Here is a 23,645-nt window from a genome sequence, read left to right on the forward strand (position 1 = left end):
ATACCGATTTCGATATGCCATACGCTATTTTATGAATACCTGCCCCCGGCAGGCTTGGTGATAGGATTGAATCCGGCGAATCAGGACCGCATGCTGTAGTTTCGTTACAACATGCGCTGTTCGCTGTGGAAGCGCCCCGCTGGCCACGCCGCCGCGGGAACGACAATAATCAGGAGACAATGATGCGTCATTCAGTCAGTACCGTACTCGCGTTCGCCGTGGCGTTGGCCGCCTGCGGCGGCGCGGGGGGAGGCAACGCGGCGCCACCGGCGAACGCGGTGTCGGCCAATCCAGCGGCGCCGCCTCCGGCAGGACCGGTGGCGTCGACGCTGATCGACGCGCCCAGGCCCGCCGAGTGGCGGCTGGTCTGGCACGACGAATTCGACCAGGTGGGCGGATCGGACTTGCCCGACCCGTCCAAGTGGGACTACGACACCTGGGGCAACCAGGGCGGCTGGCCCAACAACGAACAACAGTATTACGCGCGCGCCAGGCGCGAAAATTCCCGGGTCGAGAACGGCATGCTGGTCATCGAAGCACGCAAGGAACGCCTGGACTCCGCCGCCGACTACGGCGGCCAAGCCTATACCTCGGCCCGGCTGGTGACGCGCGGCAAGCAGGACTGGTTGTACGGCTTCGTCGAGATACGCGCCAAGCTGCCGTGCGGGGTCGGAACCTGGCCGGCGTTCTGGACGCTGGGCAGCGGCGGCAAGTGGCCCGACGACGGCGAAATCGACATCATGGAGCATGTCGGGCGCAACCCGGGCGAGGTGTCGGGCACCATCCACACGCTGGCCTACAACCACACCAACAATACCCAGCTGGGGGCGTCGATCCGGCGCGACACCGTGTGCGACAGCTTCCATCGCTACCAGCTGACGTGGACCGCGACCCAGATCAAGATCGGCATCGACGACAAGTCGTACTTCCAGTTCAGCAATCCGGGAGGCGCAGACCGCGCCAAGTGGCCGTTCGACCGGCCCCAGTACCTGCTGCTGAACATCGCCATGGGCGGTATGCTGGGAGGCCCGGTCGGCGACACGGCGCTGCCCGCCCGCATGGAAGTCGATTATGTGCGCGTCTGGCAACCGTAGGCGGCCATGGGCGAACGGACCATTCTCCCGCCACCCGAGCTGTCGGAGCGGCCGACGCTGAAGATGCGCCACCTCGTGCTGCTGGGCGAACTCGGCAAGCACGGCACCATCGCGCAGGCCGCCAAGGCGGTACACTTGAGCCAGCCGGCGGCCTCCAAGCTGCTCGGCGAACTGGAACAGGTGCTCGGCGTGCAGCTGTTCGAGCGCTCGGCGCGCGGGGTGGAACCGACCTGGTACGGCACCATCCTGTTGCGCCGCGCGCGCGCGGCGCTGGGGGAAATGGAAGCGGCCCACCAGGAGATCCACGACGTCATGACGGGCCTGCGCGGCCATGTGCGCGTTGGCGCGATCCTCACGCCGGCCGTCTCGCTGGTGCCGCAGGCGATCGTGCGGCTGCAGGCGGACAATCCGGCGGTGCAGGTTTCGGTCACGGTCGACGGCAGCGTGCGATTGCTGCAGGCGCTGCAGCGCGACGAGCTCGATATCGTCGTCGGCCGCGCGGTGCTGATCGACCAGCTCGACCAATTGCGCGTCGAGCCGGTCGCCGACGAGCCGCACAGCCTGCTCGCGCGCGCCAAGCATCCGTTGCTCGACGAGCATCCCATCACGCTGGCCGGCGTGGCGCGCCAGCCATGGATCATGCCGCCGGCCGCCAGCGTCCTGCGCGCGCGCCTGCAAGCGCTGTTTCTGGCCGGCGCCATCGAACCGCCGCGTGACATTGTCGAGACCAGCGCGCTGCCGGTGGTGTCGTCGCTCATCATGCGCAGCGACATGCTGGTGGCGCTGCCGCCTCCGCTTCTGCAGCCGTACCTCGACGCTGGCGCGATCGTCGTCCTGCCGTTCGAACTCGGCATTACGATGGACTGCTACGGCATCATCACGCGGCGCGGACGCGAACTGCAGCCGGCCGCGCAATCGCTGCTGGCGATACTGCGCCAGCAGTCGGCGCCGGGTTTTCCCGGGCATCCCCGGCCAACCCCGGTTTAAGGCAAGGCCGGCGCCACGCCATCGAACCCCGGCGTGGCCGCGAACACCGCGGCGATGTGGTCGATGAACACGCTGGCGCGCAGCGGCAGCAGGCGCGCCGCCGAATAGACGGCGTTGACCGGCGAGAACGTCGGCGCGTGCCCGGCCAGCACGTCGACCAGCGCGCCGGCGCGCAGGTGATCGGCCACCATCCAGCGCGGCAGGTAGCCGATGCCCAGGCCCGCGAGCGCGGCGCGCCGCACCCCCTCCAGGCTGTTGACCCGCAGCCGCCCGCGCACATGGACTTCGCCATCGCTCAGGCGCCACGCGCCGCTGCCGCCGAGCAGCGTGTAGACGATGCACTGGTGCCGCGCCAGGTCGGCCGTCGCCGCCGGCGCGCCGTGCCGCGCCACATAGCCGGCGCTGGCGACGCACAGGCGCTCCGAATTGCCCAGACGGCGGGCGCGCAGCGCGCTGTCCTTGAGCTCGCCGCCCCGGATGGCGATGTCGATGCCCTCGGCCACCAAGTCGACATAGCCATCGTCCATGCGCAGCTCCAGTTCGATGTCGGGGTAGCGCTCCAGGAAGGCCGGCAAGGTGGCGGTGATGACTTCCGTGCCCAGCGCCGGCGAGCAGGCCACGCGCAGCAAGCCGCGCGGATTGTGCTGTCCCAGCACGTCGGCCTCGGCCTGCGCGATCAGGTCGAGCGCCTGGCGCGCCTGCGCGTAATAGCGGTGGCCCTCCGGCGTGACGACCAGCTGGCGCGTCGAACGGTGCAGCAACAGCGCCCCCAGTTCCGCCTCCAGCGCGGCGATATGGCGGCTGACATTGGGTTGGCCGATGGCCAGCTCGCGGGCGACGGCCGAAAAGCTGCCGGTCTCGACCACGCGCACAAAACAGCGCATCCATAGCAATTTATTCATTTTCCGATTGCCCGCAAAGTATTTATGCGATTAAAACATAAATCATATGCGCCGCGCCTGTCTTATCGCCGGCCTGTTCCGGGCGCACACTGCTTCCATGGTCTTTCGACCCAACCAATGGAAAGGAAACATCATGTCCCAGAAACTCGAAGGAAAAATCGCCGTCGTCACCGGCGGCACCAGCGGCATCGGCCTGGCCGTCGCCAAGCGCTTCGCCAGCGAGGGCGCGCGCGTCTACATCACCGGACGCCGCCAGCCGGAACTCGACGCCGCGGTCGACGCGATCGGCGCGGCCGCGATCGGCGCGCGCGTCGATTCGGCCGACCAGGCGCAGTTGCAGGCGCTGTTCGACCGCGTCAAGGCCGAACACGGCAAGCTCGATGTGCTGGTGGCCAACGCCGGCGGCGGCTCGATGCTGCCGCTGGGCCAGATCACCGAGGCTCACTTCGACGACACCTTCGGCCGCAACGTCAAAGGCACCTTGTTCACGGTGCAGACGGCGCTGCCGCTGCTGGGCCAGGGCGCGTCGGTGATCCTGACCGGCTCGACCGCCGGCAGCACCGGCACCGAGGCGTTCAGCGTCTACGCGGCGTCGAAGGCGGCGGTGCGCTCGTTCGCCCGCAACTGGATCCTCGACCTGAAGGGGCGCGGCATCCGGATCAACACCATCAGCCCCGGCCCGATCAGGACGCCGGGCCTGGTGGAGCTGGCCGGGCCGGACGCCGCCCGGCAGCAAGGCTTGCTCGACCACCTCGCCGCGCAGATTCCGATGGGGCGCGTCGGCGAGCCCGACGAGATCGCCAAGGCGGCGGTGTTCCTGGCCTCGGACGACGCCAGCTTCGTCAACGGCGTCGAGCTGTTCGTCGACGGCGGCGTGGCGCAAATCTAGTCGGCCGTCACGCCTCCAGCGGCTGCGGCTCGCCCAGCATGAAGCCCTGGGCGTAATCGACGCCGATCTCGGTCAGCTTGGCCAGCGTGTCCTCGTCATTGACGAACTCGGCGATGGTGCGGCGTCCCATGATGTGGCTGATGTCGTTGGTGAAGCGCACCATCTCGAAGTCGACCGTGCTGCTGGTCATCATCTGGATGAACGAGCCGTCGATCTTGACGTAGTTGACCGGCAACTGCTTCAGATAGGCGAACGAGGCCATGCCGGTGCCGAAATCGTCGAGCGCGAAGCGGCAGCCCAGCCGCTGCAAGGCCAGCACGAACGACAGCGTGTTCTGCATATTGGCGAAGGCGCCGGTCTCGGTGATCTCGAAGCACAGCTTGTGGGCCGGCACCGCCACCGCCTGGATGCGGGCGGCGGCGTACTGCTGGAAACCCGGATCGGCCAGCGCCCGCTGCGACAGGTTGATGGTGCACAGCTCGAGCCGCTCGACGTGGCCGGGATGGGCCTCCAGCCAGGCCAGGCTGCGGTCGAGCACCCAGCGGTCGACCTCCTGCATGATGTCGTAGCGCTCGGCGGCCGGCAGGAAACTGGTCGGCCCCACCGGTCCGGCGCTGCCGTCCTTCATGCGCAGCAGGATCTCGTAGTGCAGGCCGCCGTCGCCGGCGCCGCCGAGCGCGCGGATCGGTTGGTGGTACAGCTGCAGCTCGTCGTTGCGGAAGGCGTCGCCGAGCCGCTTGACCCAGTACATGTCGTTGCGCCGCTGGGCGATCTCGGCGCCGCCGCGCTGTTGCAGGAACACCCGGTTGCGTCCGCCCTCCTTGGCGATGTAGCAGGCGTGGTCGGCCTGGCGCAGCGCCTCCTCCATCGTCGTGGTGCCGCCGTCGAGCGGCGTCAGGCCGATGCTCACGCCCAGCCGGAACACCTGGTTGTTGCAGATGTAGCGGAAGTTGCGCGTGGTCTCGAGCAGCTTGTCGGCCACCACCTTGGCCTCCTCCACCGTGCAGTGCTCGACGATCAGCGCGAACTCGTCGCCGCCGATGCGCGCCAGCGTGTCGCGCTCGCGCACATGGGCGCCGTAGGCCACCGACAGCTGGCGCAGCAGGTCGTCGCCGGCCGCGTGGCCGCAGGTGTCGTTGACGATCTTGAACTGGTCCAGGTCCAGGTACAGCAGCGCGCTGTTGCTGGCGCCCGGCTGGCCGGTGCGGTCGAGCGCGCGCTGCAGGCGCACGCCGAACTCGCGCCGGTTCACCAGGCCGGTCAGCACGTCGTGGCTGGCCTGGTAGCCCAGGTGCTTGAGCAGCCCGCGCGACTCGGTGACGTCGTTGAGCACCAGCACGGCGCCGCCGGTGCGGTTGTCCGGCAATTGCAACGGCGCGGCCGCGTAGTCGATCATGTGCCGGCCGCCGCCGCGCGCGTGCAGCACCGCCGGCGCGGACGACGTCACCGGCCGGTTCTCGCGCAGGCAGCGCAGCACCGGATCGATGCCGGCCGCGGGCGCGCGCGGCTGCCCGCCCGGCTCGTCGGCCGGCTCCTCGTCCAGTTGCAGCACCTCGTCGAGCGGCCGGCCCAGGGCCTCCCGCTGGCTCCAGCCGGTCAGCCGTTCGGCGGCCGTGTTCATGCTGTCGATGCGCCCGTCCAGGCCGGTGGTGACGACGCCGTTGCTGATGGCCCGCAACGTCACCTCGGCGCGCTCCTTTTCCGCCCGCAGCGATTCCTGCGCCCGCTTCAGATCGTCGATGTCGTGGGCCACGGCGACGGCCATGCGGCGCTCGTCGCCGTCGGCCTGCACCGGCGTGGCGCCGACCCGGAAGTAGCGCGGCGCGGCGCCGGGCGGATGGAACACCAGTTCGCGCGCCGGCACCGGCCGGCCGCTGAGGATGGCCTGGGCCAGCGGAAACTCGTGCGCCAGCAGGCGCCGCCCGTCGAGATCGCGGATGTCGACGCGCACGTAGTCGTGGTACGTGGCGATCTCGTCGAGCGTGGCGCCGAAGATGCGCCGGGCCTTGAGGTTTTGGTACAGCAGTTTGCCCGATGGCACCTCCGCCACGAACACGCCGGACGGCATCTGGTCGATGACGGCGCGGAAGCGCAAGCGCATCAGCTGCAGCTCGTTGAGCAGGCGCTCGCGGTCCTCGGCCAGCAGGCGCATATCGTGGATGTCGACGCAAACACCGCTCAGCTCGCCCTGGCCCGCCGCATCGCGCGTCCAGTCGGCGCGCACGAAGAACCAGCGGCAGTTGCCGTCCTGGCGGCACAGCCGCAGCTCCAGCGCCAGCGGGCGCGCCGGCATCGCCGTCATCATGGTGCGCAACCTGGCGCATACGGCCGGCACGTCGCGCGGGTCGACCAGGGCGCGCCAGTCGCTGGCGTCGGGCGCGGCGCCGCCGGCCTCGTAGCCGAGCAATTGCTTGAGCGCGGGGGACAACGCCAGGTGGCGGCCGGCGGCCTGCCACTTCCAGGTGCCGGCGTTGGCGGCGGTCATGATGCGGCGGTTTTCTTCTTTTTCGTCGAGGCACTGCTCGAGCAGCTTGTGGCGCGTCAGGTCCATCGTGACCTTGGAAAACCCGATCAACCGGTCGTGCTCGTCGCGCAGGCCGGTGAGCGCGATGTGCGCCCAGAACAGGCTGCCGTCCTTTCGGCGGCGCCAGGTTTCCTCGCTGTAGAAGCCGTGCTCGGCCGCCTGGCCCAGGTTGTGGTCGGCCCAGCGGCGCACCCGGTCCTCGTCGCGGTAGAGCAGCGACAGGTGTTGGCCGATCGCCTCGTCGGCGCGGTAGCCCTTCATGACCTCGGCCGCGCGGTTCCAGCTGGTGATCACGCCGCGCGTGTCCATCAGGAAGATGGCGCACTCCTTGATCTCCTGCACCATCAGGCAAAACATCCCGGCCGCCTGGTGCGGCAACGGTATCGATTCTTGGAGAGATGGCGGCATGGGCTGCCCGGCCGGATCGGCGCGGCTCGACAAAATTGAACACCTATTTTGCCGCAATTTCGCCGCGCCGTTTGGCCGCGTTTCTACCGTGCCGCGCTAGCGGGCCGACGCCAGCCTGCGCACCACTGCGACGAGCCGGTCGATCTCGTCGAAAGTGTTGTAGAACGCCAACGATGGCCGCACCGTCGTCTCCACGCCGAAACGCCGCAGGATCGGCTGCGCGCAATGGTGCCCGGTGCGCACGGCGATGCCCTCGTCGTTGAGCGCGTGACCGACCTCTTCCGTGGTGTAGCCGGCCAGCACGAACGACATCACGCTGGCCTTGTCGGCGGCCGTGCCGATCAGGCGCACGCCGTTGATCGCGCCCAGCTCGCGCATGCCGTACACCAGCAGCTCGTGCTCGTAGCGGGCGATGTTGTCGATGCCGATGCGCGTGACGTAGTCGATCGCCGCGCCCAGCCCGACGGCGTCGGCGATGTTGCCGGTGCCGGCCTCGAACTTGTTGGGGATGGGCTGGAACACGGTCTTGTCGAACGTGACGTCGGCGATCATGTTGCCGCCGCCCTGCCATGGCGGCATGTCCTCGAGCACTTCGCGCTTGCCCCACAGCGCGCCGATGCCGGTCGGGCCGAACAGCTTGTGGCCGGAGAAGACGAAGAAATCGGCGCCGATGTCCTGCACGTCGATGCGCATGTGCGAGACCGACTGCGCGCCGTCGACCAGGGTCCGGGCGCCGGCCCGCTTGGCGAGCTCGACGATTTCCTTGACCGGCGTGACCGTGCCCAGCGCGTTCGACACCTGCGTGACGGCGACGATTTTGGTGCGGTCGTTGAGCAGCTTGCGGTACTCGTCGAGCAAGACCTGGCCGCTGTCGTCGACCGGGATCACGCGCAGCCGCGCGCCCTTGGCGGCGGCCAGCTGCTGCCACGGCACGATGTTGGCGTGGTGCTCGAGGTTGGAGACGATGATCTCGTCGCCCTCGCCCACGTGTTGTCCGCCCCAGCTCTTGGCCACCAGGTTGATCGCCTCGGTGGTGCCGCGCACGAAGATGACCTCGTTGACGTCGGGAGCGTTGAGGAAGCGCCGCACCCGCTCGCGGGCGCCCTCGTAGGCGTCGGTCGCGCGCGCGGCGAGCTCGTGCGCGGCGCGGTGGATGTTCGAGTTCTCATGCGCGTAGAAATACGCGATGCGGTCGATCACCGACTGCGGCTTGTGGGTGGTGGCGGCGTTGTCGAACCAGACCAGCTGGCGGCCGTTGACCTTCTCCTGCAGGATCGGAAAATCGCGCCGCACGGCGTGCACGTCGAACGGTGGATGGCGCTCGCCGCCGGCCAGTGGCGCGCCGCCGTGCGGCGCCGGCTTGGCCGGGGTGACGTAGCCGCTGGGCAGCACCACCGCGTCGACGAAGTAATACCGCGGCGCTGGCGCTGGCGCCGCCGGCGCGGACGCGCCCGGCAAGCCGGTCACCGGTGGCGGCAGCGCGGCACCGGCCGGCGGCCGGGGCGACGGCAACGATGGCGTGGCGCCGTGCGGCGCCGGCGGCGCGCCGTCCGGCAAAGGCGACGACGGTGCGGAACGCTGCTGCGCCTGCGCCGTGGCGCCCGGCTGGCCGTAGCGCTCGCTCAAGAAATAGTACGACGACGCTTCGGCCGGCGCGCTCGCGCCGGCCGCCGTGGTCGGCACGTTCGGCACGCCCAGCACGGCGCCGCCGTTGCGCGGCTCGTACGCGGGAATCGCGCCGAACGCCTTGTCGGGCACGCCGTTGCCGGCCTGCGCGGCCGGCAACAACGCCGGCGCCCGATTGCCCAGCGACAGCACCTGGGTCGGCGATCCGGAAATCAGGTTGGTGCCGGGAATCTGGCCCTGCGGGATCGGCGTGCCGGGCACGCCGGGACCGAAGCCGGCCGGGCTGACCAGCGGCGAACCGGGCGGCGCGATGTTGGCCGGCGCCTGCACGCCCGGCGCGCTCAATTGCCGGACGAACGGCGGCGCCGCAAAGAATTCGTTGGCCAGGCGCGCCAGCGCGGCCGCATCGAACGGCGCGCCGGACGGTTCGGGAACGCCGGCGGCACGGTCCGCCGGCAGGGAGATGGGGGGCGAAAGGAGGCTCACGGCGCGCGCTTACTTGTAGGTGTCCGGATAGTCGTGGTACTTGTTGATCTCGACGTCGTCGAGCACGGCCAGCGCGTCGGAGGTCAGCACCGCGAGCGAGCAGTACAGCGAGATCAGGTACGACGAGATCGCATGGTTGTTGATGCCCATGAAGCGCACCGACAGGCCCGGGCTTTGCTCGCCCGGCAGACCCGGCTGGAACAGGCCGACCACGCCCTGGCGCTTGTCGCCGACGCGCAGCAGCAGGATCTTGCTCTTGCCGTCGGCCACCGGCACCTTGTCCGACGGGATCAGCGGAATGCCGCGCCAGGTGATGAACTGCGAGCCGAACAGGCTGATGGTCGGCGGCGGCGTGCCGCGGCGGGTGGCCTCGCGGCCGAAGGCGGCGATCGCCAGCGGATGGGTCAGGAAAAAGGCCGGCTCCTTCCACACCTTGGTCAGCAGCTCGTCGAGGTCGTCCGGCGTGGGCGCGCCCGTCAGCGGGAAGATGCGCTGCTCGTCGGTCACCTGGGCCAGCAGGCCGTAGTCGGGATTGTTGATCAGCTCGCTTTCCTGGTTTTCCTTGATGGTCTCGATCGTCAGGCGCAGTTGCTCCTTGATCTGGTCGTGCGGGCTGCTGTAGAGGTCGGAGACGCGGGTGTGCACGTCGAGCACGGTGGAGACGGCGTTGAGGAAGTACTCGCGCGGATTTTCCTCGTAATCGACGTAGGTGCGCGGCAACTGGTTCTCTTGTTCGCGGGCGGTGCAGGTGACCTTGATCGCCTCCGGATTCTTGACCTTGTTGAGCCGGTAGATGCCCGCCTCCACCGGCACCCATTGCAGCAGATGGGTCAGCCAGCGCGGGCTGATGGTCTCGAGCTGGGGAACGGTCTTGGTCGCGTTCGCTAATTGCCGTGCTGCGTTATCGCCCAGCGCCGTGGTACCGCCTACAGTTGCCGACATCGTGACTCCATTTCAGTAAGGTGAAAAATCAAATAAGGTTATGCGGAAAATAACCGGGCCAGTATGGCGCTACTGATGAGTCAGCTCAACATGCTATCGCCACCAATCCCCCCCGGGGGTCAGTGCCGACATTCAGACACGGACTAATCCGTTCGCCTGCCGAGCTTGTGTCCGAATGTCGGCACTGACCCCGGGGATGGACGTGCTATCGCCACCAATCCCCCCCGGGGGTCAGCCCCCGGGGGTCAGTGCCGACATTCAGACACGGACTAATCCGTTCGCCTGCCGAGCTTGTGTCCGAATGTCGGCACTGACCCCGGGGATGCTGACCCCGGGGATGGACGGACTAATCCGTTCGCCTGCCGAGCTTGTGTCCGAATGTCGGCACTGACCCCGGGGGGATGGAGCTGGCGTCGCCGACCATCTCGCCGCGCGTCAGCAAGGCGGACGGCGTCAGCTTGAGCGCCAGCGCCAACTTTTCCACCGTCAGCAGCGAGGCGATCACGCGGCCCCGCTCGATCTCGCCGACATATGAGCGGTTCAGGTTGGAGTTCTCGGCCAGCTGTTCCTGCGACCATCCCTGCGCCTCGCGCAGTTGCCGCACGCCGATGCCGAAGCTGCGCACCAGGCTGGTCATCGGTCCGCCCCGCCGCTCATGCCGCCGCGATGCCGTTGGCGAAGGCGCCCACGCGCGATTCGGCCTGGGCGATGCGGCCGCCCGGCGGCACGTCGTGCGTCAGCCAGACATTGCCGCCGATGATGGCGCCCTTGCCGATCGTGATCAGGCCGAGCACCGTGGCGCCGGCGTAGATGACGACGTCGTCCTCGACCACCGGGTGGCGCGGCAAGCCTTTTTGCAGGTTGCCGTCGGCGTCGGTCGGGAAGCGCTTGGCGCCGAGCGTGACGGCCTGGTACAGCCGCACGCGCGCGCCGATGACGGCGGTCTCGCCGATCACCACGCCGGTGCCGTGGCCGATGAAGAAGCCGGGGCCGATGCGCGCGCCGGGATGGATGTCGATGCCGGTGGCGCCGTGCGCCAGCTCGGCGACGATGCGGGCAAGTAACGTCAGCCCGAGCGTGTAGAACTGGTGGGCGATGCGGTAATGGATCATCGCCAGCACGCCCGGGTAGCACAGCAGCACCTCGTCGACGCTGCGCGCGGCCGGGTCGCCCTGGTAGGCGGCCATGACGTCGCTGTCGAGCAGCGCGCGGATCGCCGGCAGCGCGGCGGCGAAGCGGCGCACCGCGTCCAGCGCCGCGTGGTCGATGTCGTGCCCGATGCTGGCGTCGACTGCGCGCAATGGTTCGCCGCGCAGGCCGGCGTTGTAGGTCAACTCGCGCCGCACCTGCTTGAGCAGCGCGTGCAGCACACCGTCAAGCGCGTGGGCGACGTGGAAGTCCTCGCTTTCCTGGCGCAGGTCGGGCGGGCCCAGGCGCATCGGAAACAGCACGCCCTTGAGGCTGTCGATGATGGCCGCCAAGGCGTTACGCGAGGGGAATTCACGCCCGCCCGGTTCGCTGCCGCGGCTTTGTTGCTGGCGCCAGCGGTGGCGCGCCTCGTGCAGCGATTGCACGATGGTGGTGATGTCGAAAGTGGCCACGCTGTCCTCGTCCCGAAATGGTTGGTGGTACGGTTCAGTCCTGCACCCACGGCAGCCCGTGGAAGCGCCAGCCGTCGGCCTTGCCGCGCTGTTGGCGCGCGTCGAGCTCGCCCTCGAAGCCTTCGAGCACGTTGAAGACGTTGCCGAGTCCCGCCTTGGTGGCCGCTTCGGCCGCCAGCGCCGAACGCTTGCCGCTGCGGCACAGCAGCAGGACCACCGCGTCCTTGCCGCCGACTTTGCTCTCGAGCTCGCGCACGAAGCGCGGATTGCGCGTCAGCGCGGTGCCGGTGGCCCACGGCACGTGCAAGCTGTCGGCGACGTGACCGACGAATTTGCGCTCCTCGCCGGTGCGCACGTCGACCAGCAGCACGTCCTTGGCGGAGAACAGTTCCCACGCGAGCGCCGGGGCGACGCCGCCGGCATACGGCAATTGGGACGCGGCCGCATCGGCCTTGATCGATGCCAGCACTGGAGGCAGCGCCGGCGAGAGGACGTCAACGGACATAGGAGGACCTTATGATGGCGTGATTGGTGGATAGCCGTCGATGGCGATGGACGGCTTGCGGAATGAAATATACGTTCGGCCGAAGTGAAACAAAACGAATAAAATCAACTTCACAAAGACGAAAACCGTCTATGCGACGGCATGCCGCGCGCGCGGACGGCCCGGCGGCGCCGGCCTTGCAGGGGAAATGGCGGCCGCGCGGCCGCTCGTCAGGCTTCGGCGCAGGCCGGACGCGGCACGGCTGGCGCGCTGTCCGCTGGCGGCGGCGGCGGCGGTGAAACCCGGTCGCGGCCCTGGCGTTTGGCGGCGTACAGCGCGGCGTCGGCCGCTTCGATCAGCGAGCCGCCGCCATCGCCCTGGACGGGGACACCGGCGACCACGCCGGCGCTGATGGTGACGATACCGAAATCGCTGCCGCGATGCGGCGCCTGCAACGCGCGCACCGCCGCGCAGATGCCCTCGGCGACGGCGCGGGCGCCGTCCAGATTGGTGTTGGCCAGAAAGACCACGAACTCTTCGCCGCCGAAGCGCGCGGCGACGTCGGCGCCGCGCTGCGCGGCCCGCGCCACGACATCGCTGACCAGCTTGAGGCAGGCGTCGCCGGCCGGGTGGCCGTAGGTGTCGTTGTAGCGCTTGAAAAAGTCGACGTCGAGCATGATCAGCGCCACCGGCAGGGCGTCGCGCGCGGCGCGCGCCAGTTCGCCCGCGAGCCGCTCGTCGAGGTAGCGGCGGTTCTTCAAGCCGGTCAGCGCGTCGGTGGTGGCGATCAACTCCAGCTTGCCGACGCTGTCCTCCAGCGCGGCGCGCGAATTGCGCAGTTCGACCTCCAGGCGGTCCCGCAGGCTGATCTGGCGGAACAGCCGCGCGCCCAGCCATCCCAGCGTGGCCAGCAACACCGCCAGCGCGCCGCACTGGCGCCAGGTATCGATCCACCATTGGGCGTAGATTTCCTGTTTCGCCAGCGAGGCCGCGATCACCAGCGGATAGCCGCGCACGCGCCGGAAGCTGTACAGCCGCTCGACCTGGTCGACCAGCGCCACCCGCATCACCGTGCCGCTGTCGTGCCCCTGGTCGACCAGCGTGAACACGGCCCCGCCCTTGAGGCTGCTGCCGGTGACGTCGGTCAGCATCGGCCGGCGCGCGATCAGGGTGCCGTCGTCGAGCGCGATGAAAATGCCGCCGGCCTTGCCGATGTCGAAGCCGTTGTAGTAGTGCTGGAAGTAATCGGTGCGGATGGTCGCCAGCACCACGCCGGCGAACGAACCGTCGGGATGGTTGATGCGGCGCGACACCGGCAGTATCCACAGGCCCGACGAGCGGCTGCGCACCGGCACGCCGATATGCAGGCCGCGGTCGGTGTGCGTCTGGTGATACTTGAAATAGGGCCGGTCGGCGTTGTTGGCGCCGGGCTCGACCTGGTCGAGCGAGGTGATCACCCAGCGGCCTTGTTCATCGTAGACGAAGATGCCCAGCAGGCCACGGGTTTGCGCCACCCGCGCCTTGAGCAGCGCGTGCAGGCGCGGGAAATTGGACGGGCCGGTGCCGTCCACCTCGGCGCGTTCGACCACGCCGAATAGCACCGACGAGACGATGTCGACCGTGCGCTCCGCGTGCTCGGCGGTCGCGCGGGCGATATTGACGGTGGCGCGCCGGCTCTCGTCGAGCTGGCTCTGGCGGGCGCCGCTGCGGTAGGCGAATTGCAGCCCGCAGATGGCGCAGATGACGAAGATCAGGAAAAACGACGCGGCGCGGCCCACCGGCCGTTTTTTCCCCTCGAGCTGCACCAGCGTCGATGCGGACGCGCCGCCGGCGCCGGCGGGCGGCGGCGCGGCGGGGGCGAATTCGTTGGCGGCGGACTGCGGCATACTTCCCTTGGGCTATTTTTACGGAATAAAAACGCGGCGGGGGTTGGGCCTCGTCATGCGATCATAACAGGATTACTTTCCTCGAAGTAATTTTGTGTCGAATTACCCACGGCGGCGTCACATGGCGTCCAGCCGCGCCAGCGTGTCGGCGTCGAGGCGCAAGGCGCCGGCGGCGACGTTGTCGCGCAGGTGCGCCACCGACGAGGTGCCGGGAATGACCAGGATGTTGGGCGAGCGCTGCAGCAGCCAGGCCAGCGCCACCTGCATCGGCTGGGCGCCCAGCGCGGCCGCCGCCGCGCTCAGCGCGTCGGACTGCAACGGCGAGAAGCCGCCCAGCGGGAAGAACGGCACGTAGGCGATGCCATCGGCCGCCAGCGCGTCGATCAGCGCGTCGTCGCCGCGATGGGCCAGGTTGTACTGGTTTTGCACGCAGACGATCCCGGTGATCGCGCGCGCCTCGGCCACCTGCGCGGCGCTGACGTTGCTCACGCCGATATGGCGGATCAGTCCCTCCTCCTTGAGGCGCGCCATCGCCGCGATCGCCTCGCCGATCGGCGAACCATCCGGGCCTTGCACGCCCGGCGCGCGGTAGTTGACCACGTCGAGCGCCTCCAGTCGCAGGTTGCGCAGGTTGTCGTGGACCGCGTCGCGCAGTTGTTGCGGCGAGGCCGCCGTCAGCCACGACTGGTCGGCGCCGCGCACGAAGCCGACCTTGGTGACGATGGTCAACCCGTCGCGGTACGGGTGCAACGCTTCGCCGATGATCTGGTTGGTCACGTGCGGCCCGTAAAAGTCCGAGGTGTCGATGTGGTTGATGCCCAGCTCGATCGCCTCGCGCAGCACGGCCACGGCGGCGGCGCGGTCCTTCGGCGGCCCCCACACATGCGGGCCGGCCAGCTGCATGGCGCCGTAGCCGACGCGGTTGAAGCGGATGCCGCTGCCGGCGGGGCTGAACTGGTCGGCGGATGGGGAATACGTACGCATGCTCGGGTTCATGTCGATCTCCTCGGGTGTGGTGTGAACATGGACCCATGGTAGCGGCTGCGCGGGCGTGTGATAATGGGGGCAATGCCGCACGGGCTGTACGAAATTCCGCACAATCGAGAACGCCGCCATGACCACCGACACCCCTTCCATGGCCGACCTGGCCACTTTCGCGCTGGTGGCCCAGCACGGCGGCTTCCGGCAGGCCGCGCGCGCGGGCGGCCAGTCGGCGTCGGCGCTGAGCGAGGCGCTGCGGAGGCTGGAGAACCAGCTCGGCATCCGGCTGCTGCTGCGCACCACCCGCAGCGTCACCCCGACCGAGGCCGGGGCCCTGCTGCTGGCGCGCCTGCAACCGGCGCTGGGCCAGGTCGCCGGCGCGCTCGACGTGCTCAACGACCTGCGCGACAGCCCGCGCGGCACCTTGCGGCTCAACGTGCCGGTCAGCGCGGCGCGCTTTTTCCTGCAGCCGCTGGTCAACCGCTTCATGCGCGCGTACCCGGACATCGTGCTGGACGTGGTGATCGACAATAATTTCGTCGACGTCGTCGCCAGCGGCTGCGACGCCGGCATCCGCTACGGCGAGCGGCTGGAACAGGACATGATCGCCATCCCGATCGGGCCGCGCGTGCAGCGCTTCGCGGTGGCCGCCGCGCCCGACTATCTGGCGCGGCGCGGCGTGCCCGAACACCCGCGCGACCTGCTGCGCCATGCCTGCCTGCGCGGCAAGTTCCTCAGCGGCGCCATCTATCCCTGGGAGTTCGCGCGCGATGGCCAGACCCTGACGGTCGAGCCGGGCGGACCGCTGGTCGTCACGCCGACCGTGTTCGATCTGGCGGTGAGCGCGGCCGTGGACGGCCACGGCGTGATCTATCTGTTCGAGGAGTGGCTGGAGCCGTACATGGCGTGCGGCCAGTTGCAGCCGATCCTGCGGGACTGGTGGGCGGATTTCCCCGGCCCGTTCCTGTACTACTCGGGCCGGCGCCACCTGCCGGCGCCGCTGCGCGCGTTCGTCGATTTCATCAGGTCGCCCGCGCCGCCGTAGAACGCGGCCTCACAGCACGCCGAGGGCGCGCAATCCCGCCAGGCGCTGGCTGCCGAACTCGGTGGCCTGCGCGAGCAGCTCGTCAAAGTTGGCCTGGTCGCCCTGCAACGGCTTGCCGTCCTTGACGATGCTCTGGCCCTGGCCCTTAATGATCTGCAATACATAGGCGGCCCATTCCTCGGGCGACGCTTTGCCGGCCTGGATGGCCAGGATGAACAGTTGTGGAAAGCGCGTCAACGTCACGGCGCCGCCCAGCACCGGGCTGGCCAGATAGTTGATCTCGCCGCTGCCGCGCGCGCGGTCGAGCAACAAGCGGTTGAGCTGGTCGGTGCGCGGACGCGCGGCCGCGATCGTCGCCTCGTCGTGCGCCGGCGCCAGCGCGGCCTTCTCCGTCAACACCATCAGCGCCTGATGCAGGCTCGCCAGCGGGATGGCGTGTTCGCGCAAGGCGTGCTCGATCTCGCCGACGCCGCGCACCTGGTGATCGCTCATCAAATCGAGGATGGGCCGGTAGATCGCGTCGGTCAGCGTGGCCTCGCCCAGCACGCCTTTGACCGTCATCGTCACGCTGTCGCGCGGCGCCACCATCACCACGCGCTGGGCGCGCAATTGTTCGCGGTATTCGAGCGGGTTCAACTTGCGCGCGCCCTTGACCCAGTAATCGCGCCGGAACTGCTGGCCGACCATGAAGTCGCGCGTGCTCTGGCGGAACACCGGATCGGGCAGCTCGTCGAGCAAGGCGAGCTGCTCTTGCGTCATGCCGAGGTTCGGCAAATGGTCGAGGTAGGTGGCCGAGCAGGCGAAGTCGATCTTGGCCGGCGCCAGCGCGGCGGCCATGTCGGCGAACGACATCGGCACCCAGTCGCGGTTGAAGTATTCGTGCGCGAGGTAGTTGCGGTCCATGGCCTCGATCTTCTTGAGGCGCTCGGCGATCTGCGGATTGTTGCGGGCGAACGCCGGATTGACGGCCCACAATTTCTTGGCGAAGGCCAGCGCGCCCTCGACCCGCGCCACCACGCCGGCGCCCGCCGGCGCCAGCATGTCGGCATGCTGGTTCAACAGGTCGCGCACGGGCACCATCGCGGCCCAGCCGGGCTGGGTGTTGTAGCTGATGTAGAGGACGCCGCCGACCTTGAGCTTGCGCCGCAGGAAGTCGACGATGACGGCGCGGTTGTCGTCGGAGATCCAGCTCCAGATGCCGTGCAGCCCGATGAAATCGAAGTCGGGCAAGTCGTCGCGCGCGCAAAATTCGGCGAACGACTGGTCGAACAACTGCGGGCCGCCGCTGAAACTCTCCGCCAGATGCCCGGCGAAATTGGCCTGCGCGGGATTGAAGTCGGTGCCGTACCAGCGCGTGCCCGAGCCGGCGGCGTGGACGTTGGCGCTGATGCCCTGGCCGAAACCCAGCTCGCAAGCGGCGCCGGATTTCGGCAGCGCCAGGTTGGCGCTCAGCAGCGCGAGCCTGGCGCGCAGCGGGTTGAGTTCCCCGTAATAACCATAGGTGTAGCCTACGTCCGCGACATAGCCGCCGGTCCAATCAGTCATGCGTTTCCTCGATCTCGAACTTAACGGGCGCCCGGGGCGCCATCCGGTCCGCGAAAAGCCGCCAGCGCGAGCGTTCCGGGACCCCGTCACTATCAATCCGCTATTATCGCCAGCCGGCCGCGAAGCCGATTGCCTGATCCGCCGCCATTACTGCCCGAACCGCCGACGCCGCCGCTTCCGTGCTTCGGGGACGTGGACACAAATACTATCGCGCCAACCGGCGCAAGACAACATCGTTGTTTCAACGGTGCCGCCGCCGCCGGCCGGGCAGCAACCGTCCGCCATCGCCGCGAAGGCTGACCGACGGCGCGGTAGAATGCCGGATCGTCCGCCTTGTCGCCGGCCCGCCCTCCAATGAAAAAAATCCTCGCGCTCAGCCTGCTCGTCCTCGTCGCGCTGTATGTCCTCAAGCTGATGGTCTACCAGCCTTACATGTGGAAAAAGGCCATCGCCAGTCCGGAGCATCGCCTGCAATCGGGCAGCTATATCTTCACCACGTCGATGGAGCACAACGGCAGCCAAAGCCGCGAGCGCGCCTATTTCATCTTCAAGGTGGTGGAGATCGAAGGCGACCATGTGCGGCTCGCCGTGGTCCGGCAGCTGTCGCCGCCGAACCAGCCGCTGTCCGCCTTTTCGACCACGAAGGACGAGTATGCATCGCTGAAAGACGGCGTGCGCGACCTGACCGTCACCAAAATAGCGCAGGCGGATCTGTACGGCAAGGAGGCCAGCCATACGTTGAACGACCGGTTGCTGGCGAAATATCCGTCGTTGAACAGCTCGCGGTATTATTTTGAAGACGATACCGAACTGAGAACGGAGGCCGCCGCGAACCCGGCGACCGTCATGGAGGCCGAGGCCTATCTGCGCCTCGTCTTTTCGAAGGCCGAGATCGTCGCAAACGGCAAGCTGGTGCCCTGGGTGTTGAACAACAGCCCGACGCCGCAACTGGCGCCGGGACTGTCGAAACAGATCGATGTGATCGTGAACTGACGCTGTGGCACGGCCGTGAAGGCTAGCCTTCGGTGGCCGCCATCGCGCGCTGCCATGCCGGGCGCGCCTTGATCGATTCGACGAACGCCTTCAGCTTCGGCCAACGCTGCCCCTCGGGCTGCTGGGTGGCCAGGATGACCGGGAAGCTCAGCATGATGTCGGCGGCGCTCAAGTCGTCGCCGATGAAGAAGCCCGACGGCTGCAGGATGCCTTCCAGGTAATCGAAATAGCTGACGATCTCGCCGTCGATGCGCCCGTGCAGCGGCGCGCCCCCGTCGCCCAGCCGCGAGACATAAATACGCAGCAGCAGCGGCAGCATCGCCGAGCCCTCGGCAAAGTGCATCAGTTGCAGGTGCTTCAGCGCGGCCTTCGATCCCGGCTCTGGCTGCAGGCGCCCTTCCCCGTAGCGGTCGCAAAGATATTGGGCGATCGCGCCCGACTCTTCGATCAGTTCACCGTCGTCCTCCAGCAGCGGCGACTTGCCCAGCGGATGGATTTTCTTCAGCTCGGGCGGCGCGAAGTTGGTTTTCGCATCGCGCTGGTAGCGCACGATTTCGTACGGCAGGCCCAGTTCCTCGAGCAACCAGACGATCCGCTGCGAGCGGCTTTTGTTCAAATGATGGACCCGGATAGTCATGTGTTTCCTTTTCAGCGTTGTGGGTGTCGACCGTTCGATTTATAGCACACGCGGTGTTCGGTACGGAAAGTCGGAGCGCGATCGAATTGCGGACGCCGCCGACGGCCGCTGATTTCCCATTTACATGATTTTCCAAGGCGGTAGCAAATGGGCTATCCGTGCCCGAAAGCGGTAGAATGTCGGGTTACGCGCCACGGGCGTTACGCCCCGGCAAAACCAGACTCATCGCACCGCCGAAAAAGAACCAATGACCACCGTCCCCAACGAAATCAACGCCGCCGCCGTCAAGAACAGTCCCACAGAAAAAATCACGCCGATGATGCAGCAATATCTCAGCATCAAGGCCGACTATCCGGACATGCTGGTGTTCTACCGCATGGGCGATTTCTATGAGCTGTTCCATTCCGACGCGGAGAAGGCGGCGCGCGTGCTCGGCATCACGCTGACGGCGCGCGGGTCGTCGGGCGGCCAGCCGATCAAGATGTGCGGCGTGCCGTTCCATTCGCTGGAAGGCTATCTGGCCAAGCTGGTCAAGATCGGCGAGTCGTGCGCGATCTGCGAACAAATCGGCGACCCGGCCACCAGCAAGGGCCCGGTCGAGCGCAAGGTGATGCGGGTGGTGACGCCGGGCACGCTGACCGACGCCGACCTGCTGCCGGAAAAGGCCGAGCGCCCGCTGCTGGCGATGTGCATCATCAGCCAGCGCAAGGTGTGCACCGCCGGCCTGGCGTGGCTGTCGCTGGCCAGCGGTTCGCTCAAGCTGATGGAATTCTCCGGCGACAGCCGCACCGTCAACACCCGCATGCAGCAGGAGCTCGAGCGCATCGCGCCGGCCGAGATCCTGCGCGGCGACAACGCCGACCTGTTCGAGGAGGCCGTCGGCTGCCACGTCAACCGGGTGCCGGACTGGCACTTCGACGTCGTCACCGGCCACAAGTCGCTGCTCGATCAATTGGGCGTGGCGACGTTGACCGGCTTCGGCGCCGACGGCCTGGGCGCGGCGTTCGGCGCGGCCGGCGCGCTGCTGCGCTACGCTCAGTCGACCCAGGGTCGCGGCCTGCGGCACGTGCGCAGCCTGAGCACCGAGACCGAGAGCGAATTCATCGGCCTGGACGCGGCCACGCGCCGCAACCTGGAGCTGACCGAGACCATCCGCGGCCAGGAATCCCCCACCCTGTTCTCGCTGCTGGACCACTGCCGCACGGCGATGGGTTCGCGCCTGCTGCGCTACTGGCTGCACCACGCGCGCCGCGACCAGGGCATCGCCCGCTCGCGCCACCAGGCCATCGCCGCGCTGGCGCAGGCCGACGCCACCGGCGGCCTGTCGCACACCCTGGCGCAGGTGCCCGACATCGAACGCATCACCACGCGCATCGCGCTGCTGTCGGCGCGTCCGCGCGACCTGGCCAGCCTGCGCGACGGCGTCAAGCAGCTGCCGGCGCTGCGCCACGGCTTGCAGCGCGCGCTGACCGATCCGAATGGTTTGCTCGCCGCGATCCACGGCGACCTGTCGTCGCCGGAGCAATGCCTGGACCTGCTGGTGCGCGCGGTGGCGCCGGAGCCGGCCAACATGGTGCGCGACGGCGGCGTGTTCGCGCGCGGCTTCGACGCGGAGCTCGACGAGCTGCGCGCGCTGTCGGAAAACGCCGGCCAGTTCCTGGTCGACCTGGAGACGCGCGAACGCGCCCGCACCGGCATCGCCAACCTGCGCGTCGAGTACAACAAGGTGCACGGCTTCTACATCGAGGTCACGCACGGCCAGACCACCAAGGTGCCGGACGATTACCGCCGCCGCCAGACCTTGAAGAACGCCGAACGTTACATCACGCCGGAACTGAAGGCGTTCGAGGACAAGGCGCTGTCGGCGCAGGACAAGGCGCTGGCGCGCGAGAAGATGCTGTACGACCAGCTGCTGGCCGACCTGGCGCCGTTCATCGGCTGCCTGCAGACGATCGCCAAGGCGCTGTCGCAGCTCGACGCGCTGGTGTCGCTGACCGACCACGCGCTGCGCCACAACTGGTGCGCGCCGCAGCTGGTCGACGGCCCGTGCATCAACATCGTCGAGGGCCGCCATCCGGTGGTCGAGAACCAGATCGAGCGCTTCATCGCCAACGATTGCCGTTTCGTCGACGAGCGCCGCCTGCTGCTGATCACCGGTCCGAACATGGGCGGTAAATCGACCTTCATGCGCCAGGTGGCGTTGATCACGCTGCTCGCCTACGTCGGCAGCTACGTGCCGGCCACCAGCGCGACGATCGGCCCGATCGACCGCATCTTCACCCGCATCGGCGCCACCGACGACCTGGCCGGCGGCCGTTCGACCTTCATGGTGGAGATGACCGAGTCGGCGGCGATCCTCAACGGCGCCACCGAGCATTCGCTGGTGCTGATGGACGAAGTGGGACGCGGCACCTCGACCTTCGACGGCCTGGCGCTGGCGTGGGCGATCGCGCGCCACCTGATCGACACCAGCCGCAGCTTCTCGCTGTTCGCGACCCACTACTTCGAACTGACGCAGCTGCCGGAGAGCCATCCGACGGCGGCCAACGTGCACCTGTCGGCGGTCGAGCACAAGGACAGCATCGTGTTCCTGCACGCGGTGCAGGACGGCCCGGCGTCGCAGAGCTACGGCTTGCAGGTGGCGCAGCTGGCCGGCGTGCCGCAGACGGTGATCAAGGCGGCGCGCAAGCACCTGGCGCGTCTCGAGGCGCAGGCGCTCGACGCCACGCCGCAGCTGGACCTGTTCGCGGCGCCGGCCACCGACGCCAACGACGAACCGGCGGAAACGCCGGGCTCCGCCGACGGCGCCGGCGACGGCGATCCGACGCCGGCCATGCGCGAGCTGCTCGACGCGCTCGACGATCTGGACCCGGACGCGCTGACACCGCGCGAGGCGCTGGAGCGCTTGTATCAGCTTAAGCATCGAGTGAAGCGCATGACGGAGACCGCGCAGGCATGACGCGCGCCGCGTCCCGGTTGGCTGTGGCGCGAAGGATCGCGCTGACCGCCGCGCTCGGCGTCGTGGCGGCGCTGGCGCCGGCGCAGGCGCGCGAGCGCGCCGCCCCGGCCGGCAAGGGCTTCCAGTTCGCGGTGATCGGCCATCCGTTCAAGCAAGGCGCCGACGAGGCGCCCCTCAAGCGCGCCATCGCCGCCGCCATGCAGGGCAATCCGGCCTTCATCGTCGCCACCGGGATCAAGGGCGACAAGGAACCGTGCAGCGACAAGCTGTACGCCGCGCGCCACGCGATCCTGGACGACGCGGCCGCGCCGGTGGTGGTGTCGCTGGCCGGCAGCGACTGGAGCGCCTGTCTCAATTCGGCCGGCCGCTCGAACGCGATCGAACGCCTGAACCGCCTGCGCGAACTGTTTTACGGCGAGCCCGAATCGCTGGGCGCGCAGCGCATCGCGCTGTCACGCCTGTCGAGCACCGCCAAGTTCCGCAGCTACGCCGAAAACGCGCACTGGGAATACGGCAAGGTGCTGTTCGCCACCATCAATCTGCCGGCCAACAATAACCACTACCGCCCCGAGGCGGGCCGCAACAGCGAGTACGAGGACCGCCTGGTCGCCAACCGCGCGTGGCTGCACCGCCTGTTCACGCTGGCCGCGCGCCAGAAATTGCAAGGCCTGGTGCTGTTCTCGGACGGCGCCATCGGCTTGCAGGAGGAGGAAGGGTTTTCGCTGTTGCCGCGTTTCGAGTCGAAACAGGACGGCTTCGCCGAACCGCGCCGTCAAATCAACACGCTGGCGAAAAAATTCAAGGGGAAGGTGCTGCTGGTCGATACCCAGATCCAGACCCAGGTCGGCGCCGCCGGCAGGACCGAGACGGCCATCGACTGGCGCGGCAACGTCGGGCATCTGAGCGTGGCCGCCGAATCGGCCGAGGTGCGCGTCAATCCCGACGCCGCCACCCTGTTCACCATCAAGGGCGGCGGCGCCGAGACGACGCCTTGATCGACTAGGTTAGTGGATCGGATGGATGGCGACGTGGTCGCCGTCTTCGCCTTCGTCGTCCTCGTCACCGTGGTGGTGGCCGTGGGCGCCGTGCACGTGGCCGTGGGCGATTTCCTCGTCCGACGCTTCGCGCACTTCGGTGACGTTGAGCGAGAAGCGCAGCGCCATGCCGGCCAGCGGATGGTTGCCGTCCAAAACGACCTTGTCGTCGGCGATGTCGGTGACGGTGAAGATCATCGCTTCGTCGGCGTCGTCGCCGTCGGGCATGCCCTCGAACTGCATGCCCACTTCCAGCGGCTCCGGCAGGCGGTTGCGCGGCTCGACCTTGACCAGCGCGGCGTCGTAGTCGCCGAACGCGTCTTCCGGCTCGATCTGGATGATCGACGAATAGCCGACTTCCTTGCCGTCCAGTTCTTCTTCGATTTTTGGCAGGGTGTTCTCGTAGCCACCGTGCAGATAGACCATCGGTTGACGGCCGTCTTCGATCAGATTGTCCTGTGCATCGGACAGTTTGTAATTCACAGTCACGACCGTGTTCTTGGCAATCTTCATTTGAATTTCCTTTCTGTTATGAGCAGGCAGATTATACCTTTAATCGTCCGGCGGGCCGCGCCGCAGCGGCGCACCCGCAATGCCATGCAGGCCGGACGGATTACGGCGC

19 protein-coding genes are annotated in these 23,645 nt (G+C 68.1%); 7 read left to right on the top strand and 12 right to left on the bottom strand.

Translation table 11 applies throughout. From position 1 onward, the window contains the following. Window positions 1-179: 179 nt before the first annotated feature. Together BMX85_RS06545 and BMX85_RS06550 are read left to right on the top strand one after the other, a co-directional pair. The gene (locus BMX85_RS06545) at window positions 180-1,094 is read left to right on the top strand and encodes a glycoside hydrolase family 16 protein (protein ID WP_229210303.1); all 915 of its coding nucleotides are present in this window, start codon (window positions 180-182) and stop codon (window positions 1,092-1,094) included. A gap of 6 nt (window positions 1,095-1,100) precedes the next feature. After that, a complete protein-coding gene (locus BMX85_RS06550; RefSeq protein WP_090314875.1) occupies window positions 1,101-2,081 on the top strand; it encodes a LysR substrate-binding domain-containing protein in 981 nt (326 codons plus the stop codon). On the opposite strand, the gene BMX85_RS06555 is transcribed toward BMX85_RS06550, so the two are convergent. After that, window positions 2,078-2,983, bottom strand: a complete 906-nt coding sequence (locus BMX85_RS06555; RefSeq protein ID WP_090314877.1) for a LysR family transcriptional regulator — start codon at window positions 2,981-2,983, stop codon at window positions 2,078-2,080. The genes BMX85_RS06550 and BMX85_RS06555 overlap by 4 nt on opposite strands. Window positions 2,984-3,116: 133 nt before the next feature. Between BMX85_RS06555 and BMX85_RS06560 the strand changes: the two genes are divergently transcribed. Then, the gene (locus BMX85_RS06560) at window positions 3,117-3,872 is read left to right on the top strand and encodes an SDR family NAD(P)-dependent oxidoreductase (protein WP_090314878.1); all 756 of its coding nucleotides are present in this window, start codon (window positions 3,117-3,119) and stop codon (window positions 3,870-3,872) included. A 7-nt stretch (window positions 3,873-3,879) separates the two neighbouring features. Here BMX85_RS06560 and BMX85_RS06565 read toward each other — a convergent pair whose 3' ends face one another. From BMX85_RS06565 to BMX85_RS06600, 8 genes are all read right to left on the bottom strand, one after another. Next, window positions 3,880-6,804: a bifunctional diguanylate cyclase/phosphodiesterase gene (locus BMX85_RS06565; RefSeq protein WP_143067914.1), complete on the bottom strand. Its 2,925-nt coding sequence runs from the start codon at window positions 6,802-6,804 to the stop codon at window positions 3,880-3,882. Window positions 6,805-6,900: 96 nt separating this feature from the next. After that, window positions 6,901-8,916 carry a family 2A encapsulin nanocompartment cargo protein cysteine desulfurase gene (locus BMX85_RS06570; RefSeq protein ID WP_373923275.1) on the bottom strand — a complete coding sequence of 672 codons (2,016 nt, stop codon included), beginning with the start codon at window positions 8,914-8,916 and terminating at the stop codon, window positions 6,901-6,903. Window positions 8,917-8,925: 9 nt separating this feature from the next. Next, window positions 8,926-9,858: a family 2A encapsulin nanocompartment shell protein gene (locus BMX85_RS06575; protein ID WP_090314882.1), complete on the bottom strand. Its 933-nt coding sequence runs from the start codon at window positions 9,856-9,858 to the stop codon at window positions 8,926-8,928. Window positions 9,859-10,204: 346 nt separating this feature from the next. Continuing rightward, window positions 10,205-10,495, bottom strand: coding sequence for a helix-turn-helix domain-containing protein (locus tag BMX85_RS06580; RefSeq protein ID WP_090314883.1), 291 nt, complete (start codon window positions 10,493-10,495; stop codon window positions 10,205-10,207). A gap of 16 nt (window positions 10,496-10,511) precedes the next feature. Next, complete coding sequence (epsC, locus tag BMX85_RS06585) at window positions 10,512-11,459, bottom strand: serine O-acetyltransferase EpsC (protein WP_090314885.1); 948 nt, start codon at window positions 11,457-11,459, stop codon at window positions 10,512-10,514. Window positions 11,460-11,493: 34 nt separating this feature from the next. Continuing rightward, the gene (locus BMX85_RS06590) at window positions 11,494-11,964 is read right to left on the bottom strand and encodes a rhodanese-like domain-containing protein (RefSeq protein ID WP_090314887.1); all 471 of its coding nucleotides are present in this window, start codon (window positions 11,962-11,964) and stop codon (window positions 11,494-11,496) included. Between the two features lie 209 nt (window positions 11,965-12,173). After that, entirely contained in the window at window positions 12,174-13,829 is a 1,656-nt protein-coding gene (locus BMX85_RS06595; RefSeq protein WP_090314888.1) for a sensor domain-containing diguanylate cyclase, read from the bottom strand. Between the two features lie 117 nt (window positions 13,830-13,946). Continuing rightward, complete coding sequence (locus BMX85_RS06600) at window positions 13,947-14,825, bottom strand: oxidoreductase (RefSeq protein ID WP_218147303.1); 879 nt, start codon at window positions 14,823-14,825, stop codon at window positions 13,947-13,949. A 118-nt stretch (window positions 14,826-14,943) separates the two neighbouring features. On the opposite strand from BMX85_RS06600, the gene BMX85_RS06605 reads away from it, so the two are divergent. Next, window positions 14,944-15,855 carry a LysR family transcriptional regulator gene (locus BMX85_RS06605; protein WP_090314890.1) on the top strand — a complete coding sequence of 304 codons (912 nt, stop codon included), beginning with the start codon at window positions 14,944-14,946 and terminating at the stop codon, window positions 15,853-15,855. 9 nt (window positions 15,856-15,864) lie between these two features. On the opposite strand, the gene BMX85_RS06610 is transcribed toward BMX85_RS06605, so the two are convergent. Next, on the bottom strand, window positions 15,865-17,400 hold the full coding sequence (locus BMX85_RS06610) for a class I SAM-dependent methyltransferase (RefSeq protein ID WP_090314891.1): 1,536 nt from the start codon (window positions 17,398-17,400) through the stop codon (window positions 15,865-15,867). Window positions 17,401-17,754: 354 nt separating this feature from the next. Between BMX85_RS06610 and BMX85_RS06615 the strand changes: the two genes are divergently transcribed. After that, entirely contained in the window at window positions 17,755-18,393 is a 639-nt protein-coding gene (locus tag BMX85_RS06615; protein ID WP_090314893.1) for a hypothetical protein, read from the top strand. Between the two features lie 22 nt (window positions 18,394-18,415). Here the strand turns inward: BMX85_RS06615 and BMX85_RS06620 are convergent, their stop codons facing one another. Next, a complete protein-coding gene (locus BMX85_RS06620) occupies window positions 18,416-19,030 on the bottom strand; it encodes a glutathione S-transferase family protein (protein ID WP_090314895.1) in 615 nt (204 codons plus the stop codon). 247 nt (window positions 19,031-19,277) lie between these two features. Between BMX85_RS06620 and mutS the strand changes: the two genes are divergently transcribed. Both mutS and BMX85_RS06630 read left to right on the top strand, forming a co-directional pair. After that, window positions 19,278-21,989 (top strand): DNA mismatch repair protein MutS, encoded by a 2,712-nt coding sequence (gene mutS, locus BMX85_RS06625; RefSeq protein WP_090314896.1) that lies wholly within the window; start codon window positions 19,278-19,280, stop codon window positions 21,987-21,989. Further along, a complete protein-coding gene (locus BMX85_RS06630) occupies window positions 21,986-22,984 on the top strand; it encodes a hypothetical protein (protein ID WP_090314898.1) in 999 nt (332 codons plus the stop codon). Before mutS ends, BMX85_RS06630 begins: the two co-directional genes overlap by 4 nt. Before the next feature lie 9 nt (window positions 22,985-22,993). Here the strand turns inward: BMX85_RS06630 and BMX85_RS06635 are convergent, their stop codons facing one another. Next, window positions 22,994-23,536 carry an FKBP-type peptidyl-prolyl cis-trans isomerase gene (locus BMX85_RS06635; RefSeq protein ID WP_090314900.1) on the bottom strand — a complete coding sequence of 181 codons (543 nt, stop codon included), beginning with the start codon at window positions 23,534-23,536 and terminating at the stop codon, window positions 22,994-22,996. Window positions 23,537-23,645 lie beyond the last annotated feature (109 nt).

This window comes from Duganella sp. CF517 (assembly GCF_900110275.1).
Classification (GTDB): domain Bacteria; phylum Pseudomonadota; class Gammaproteobacteria; order Burkholderiales; family Burkholderiaceae_D; genus Rugamonas.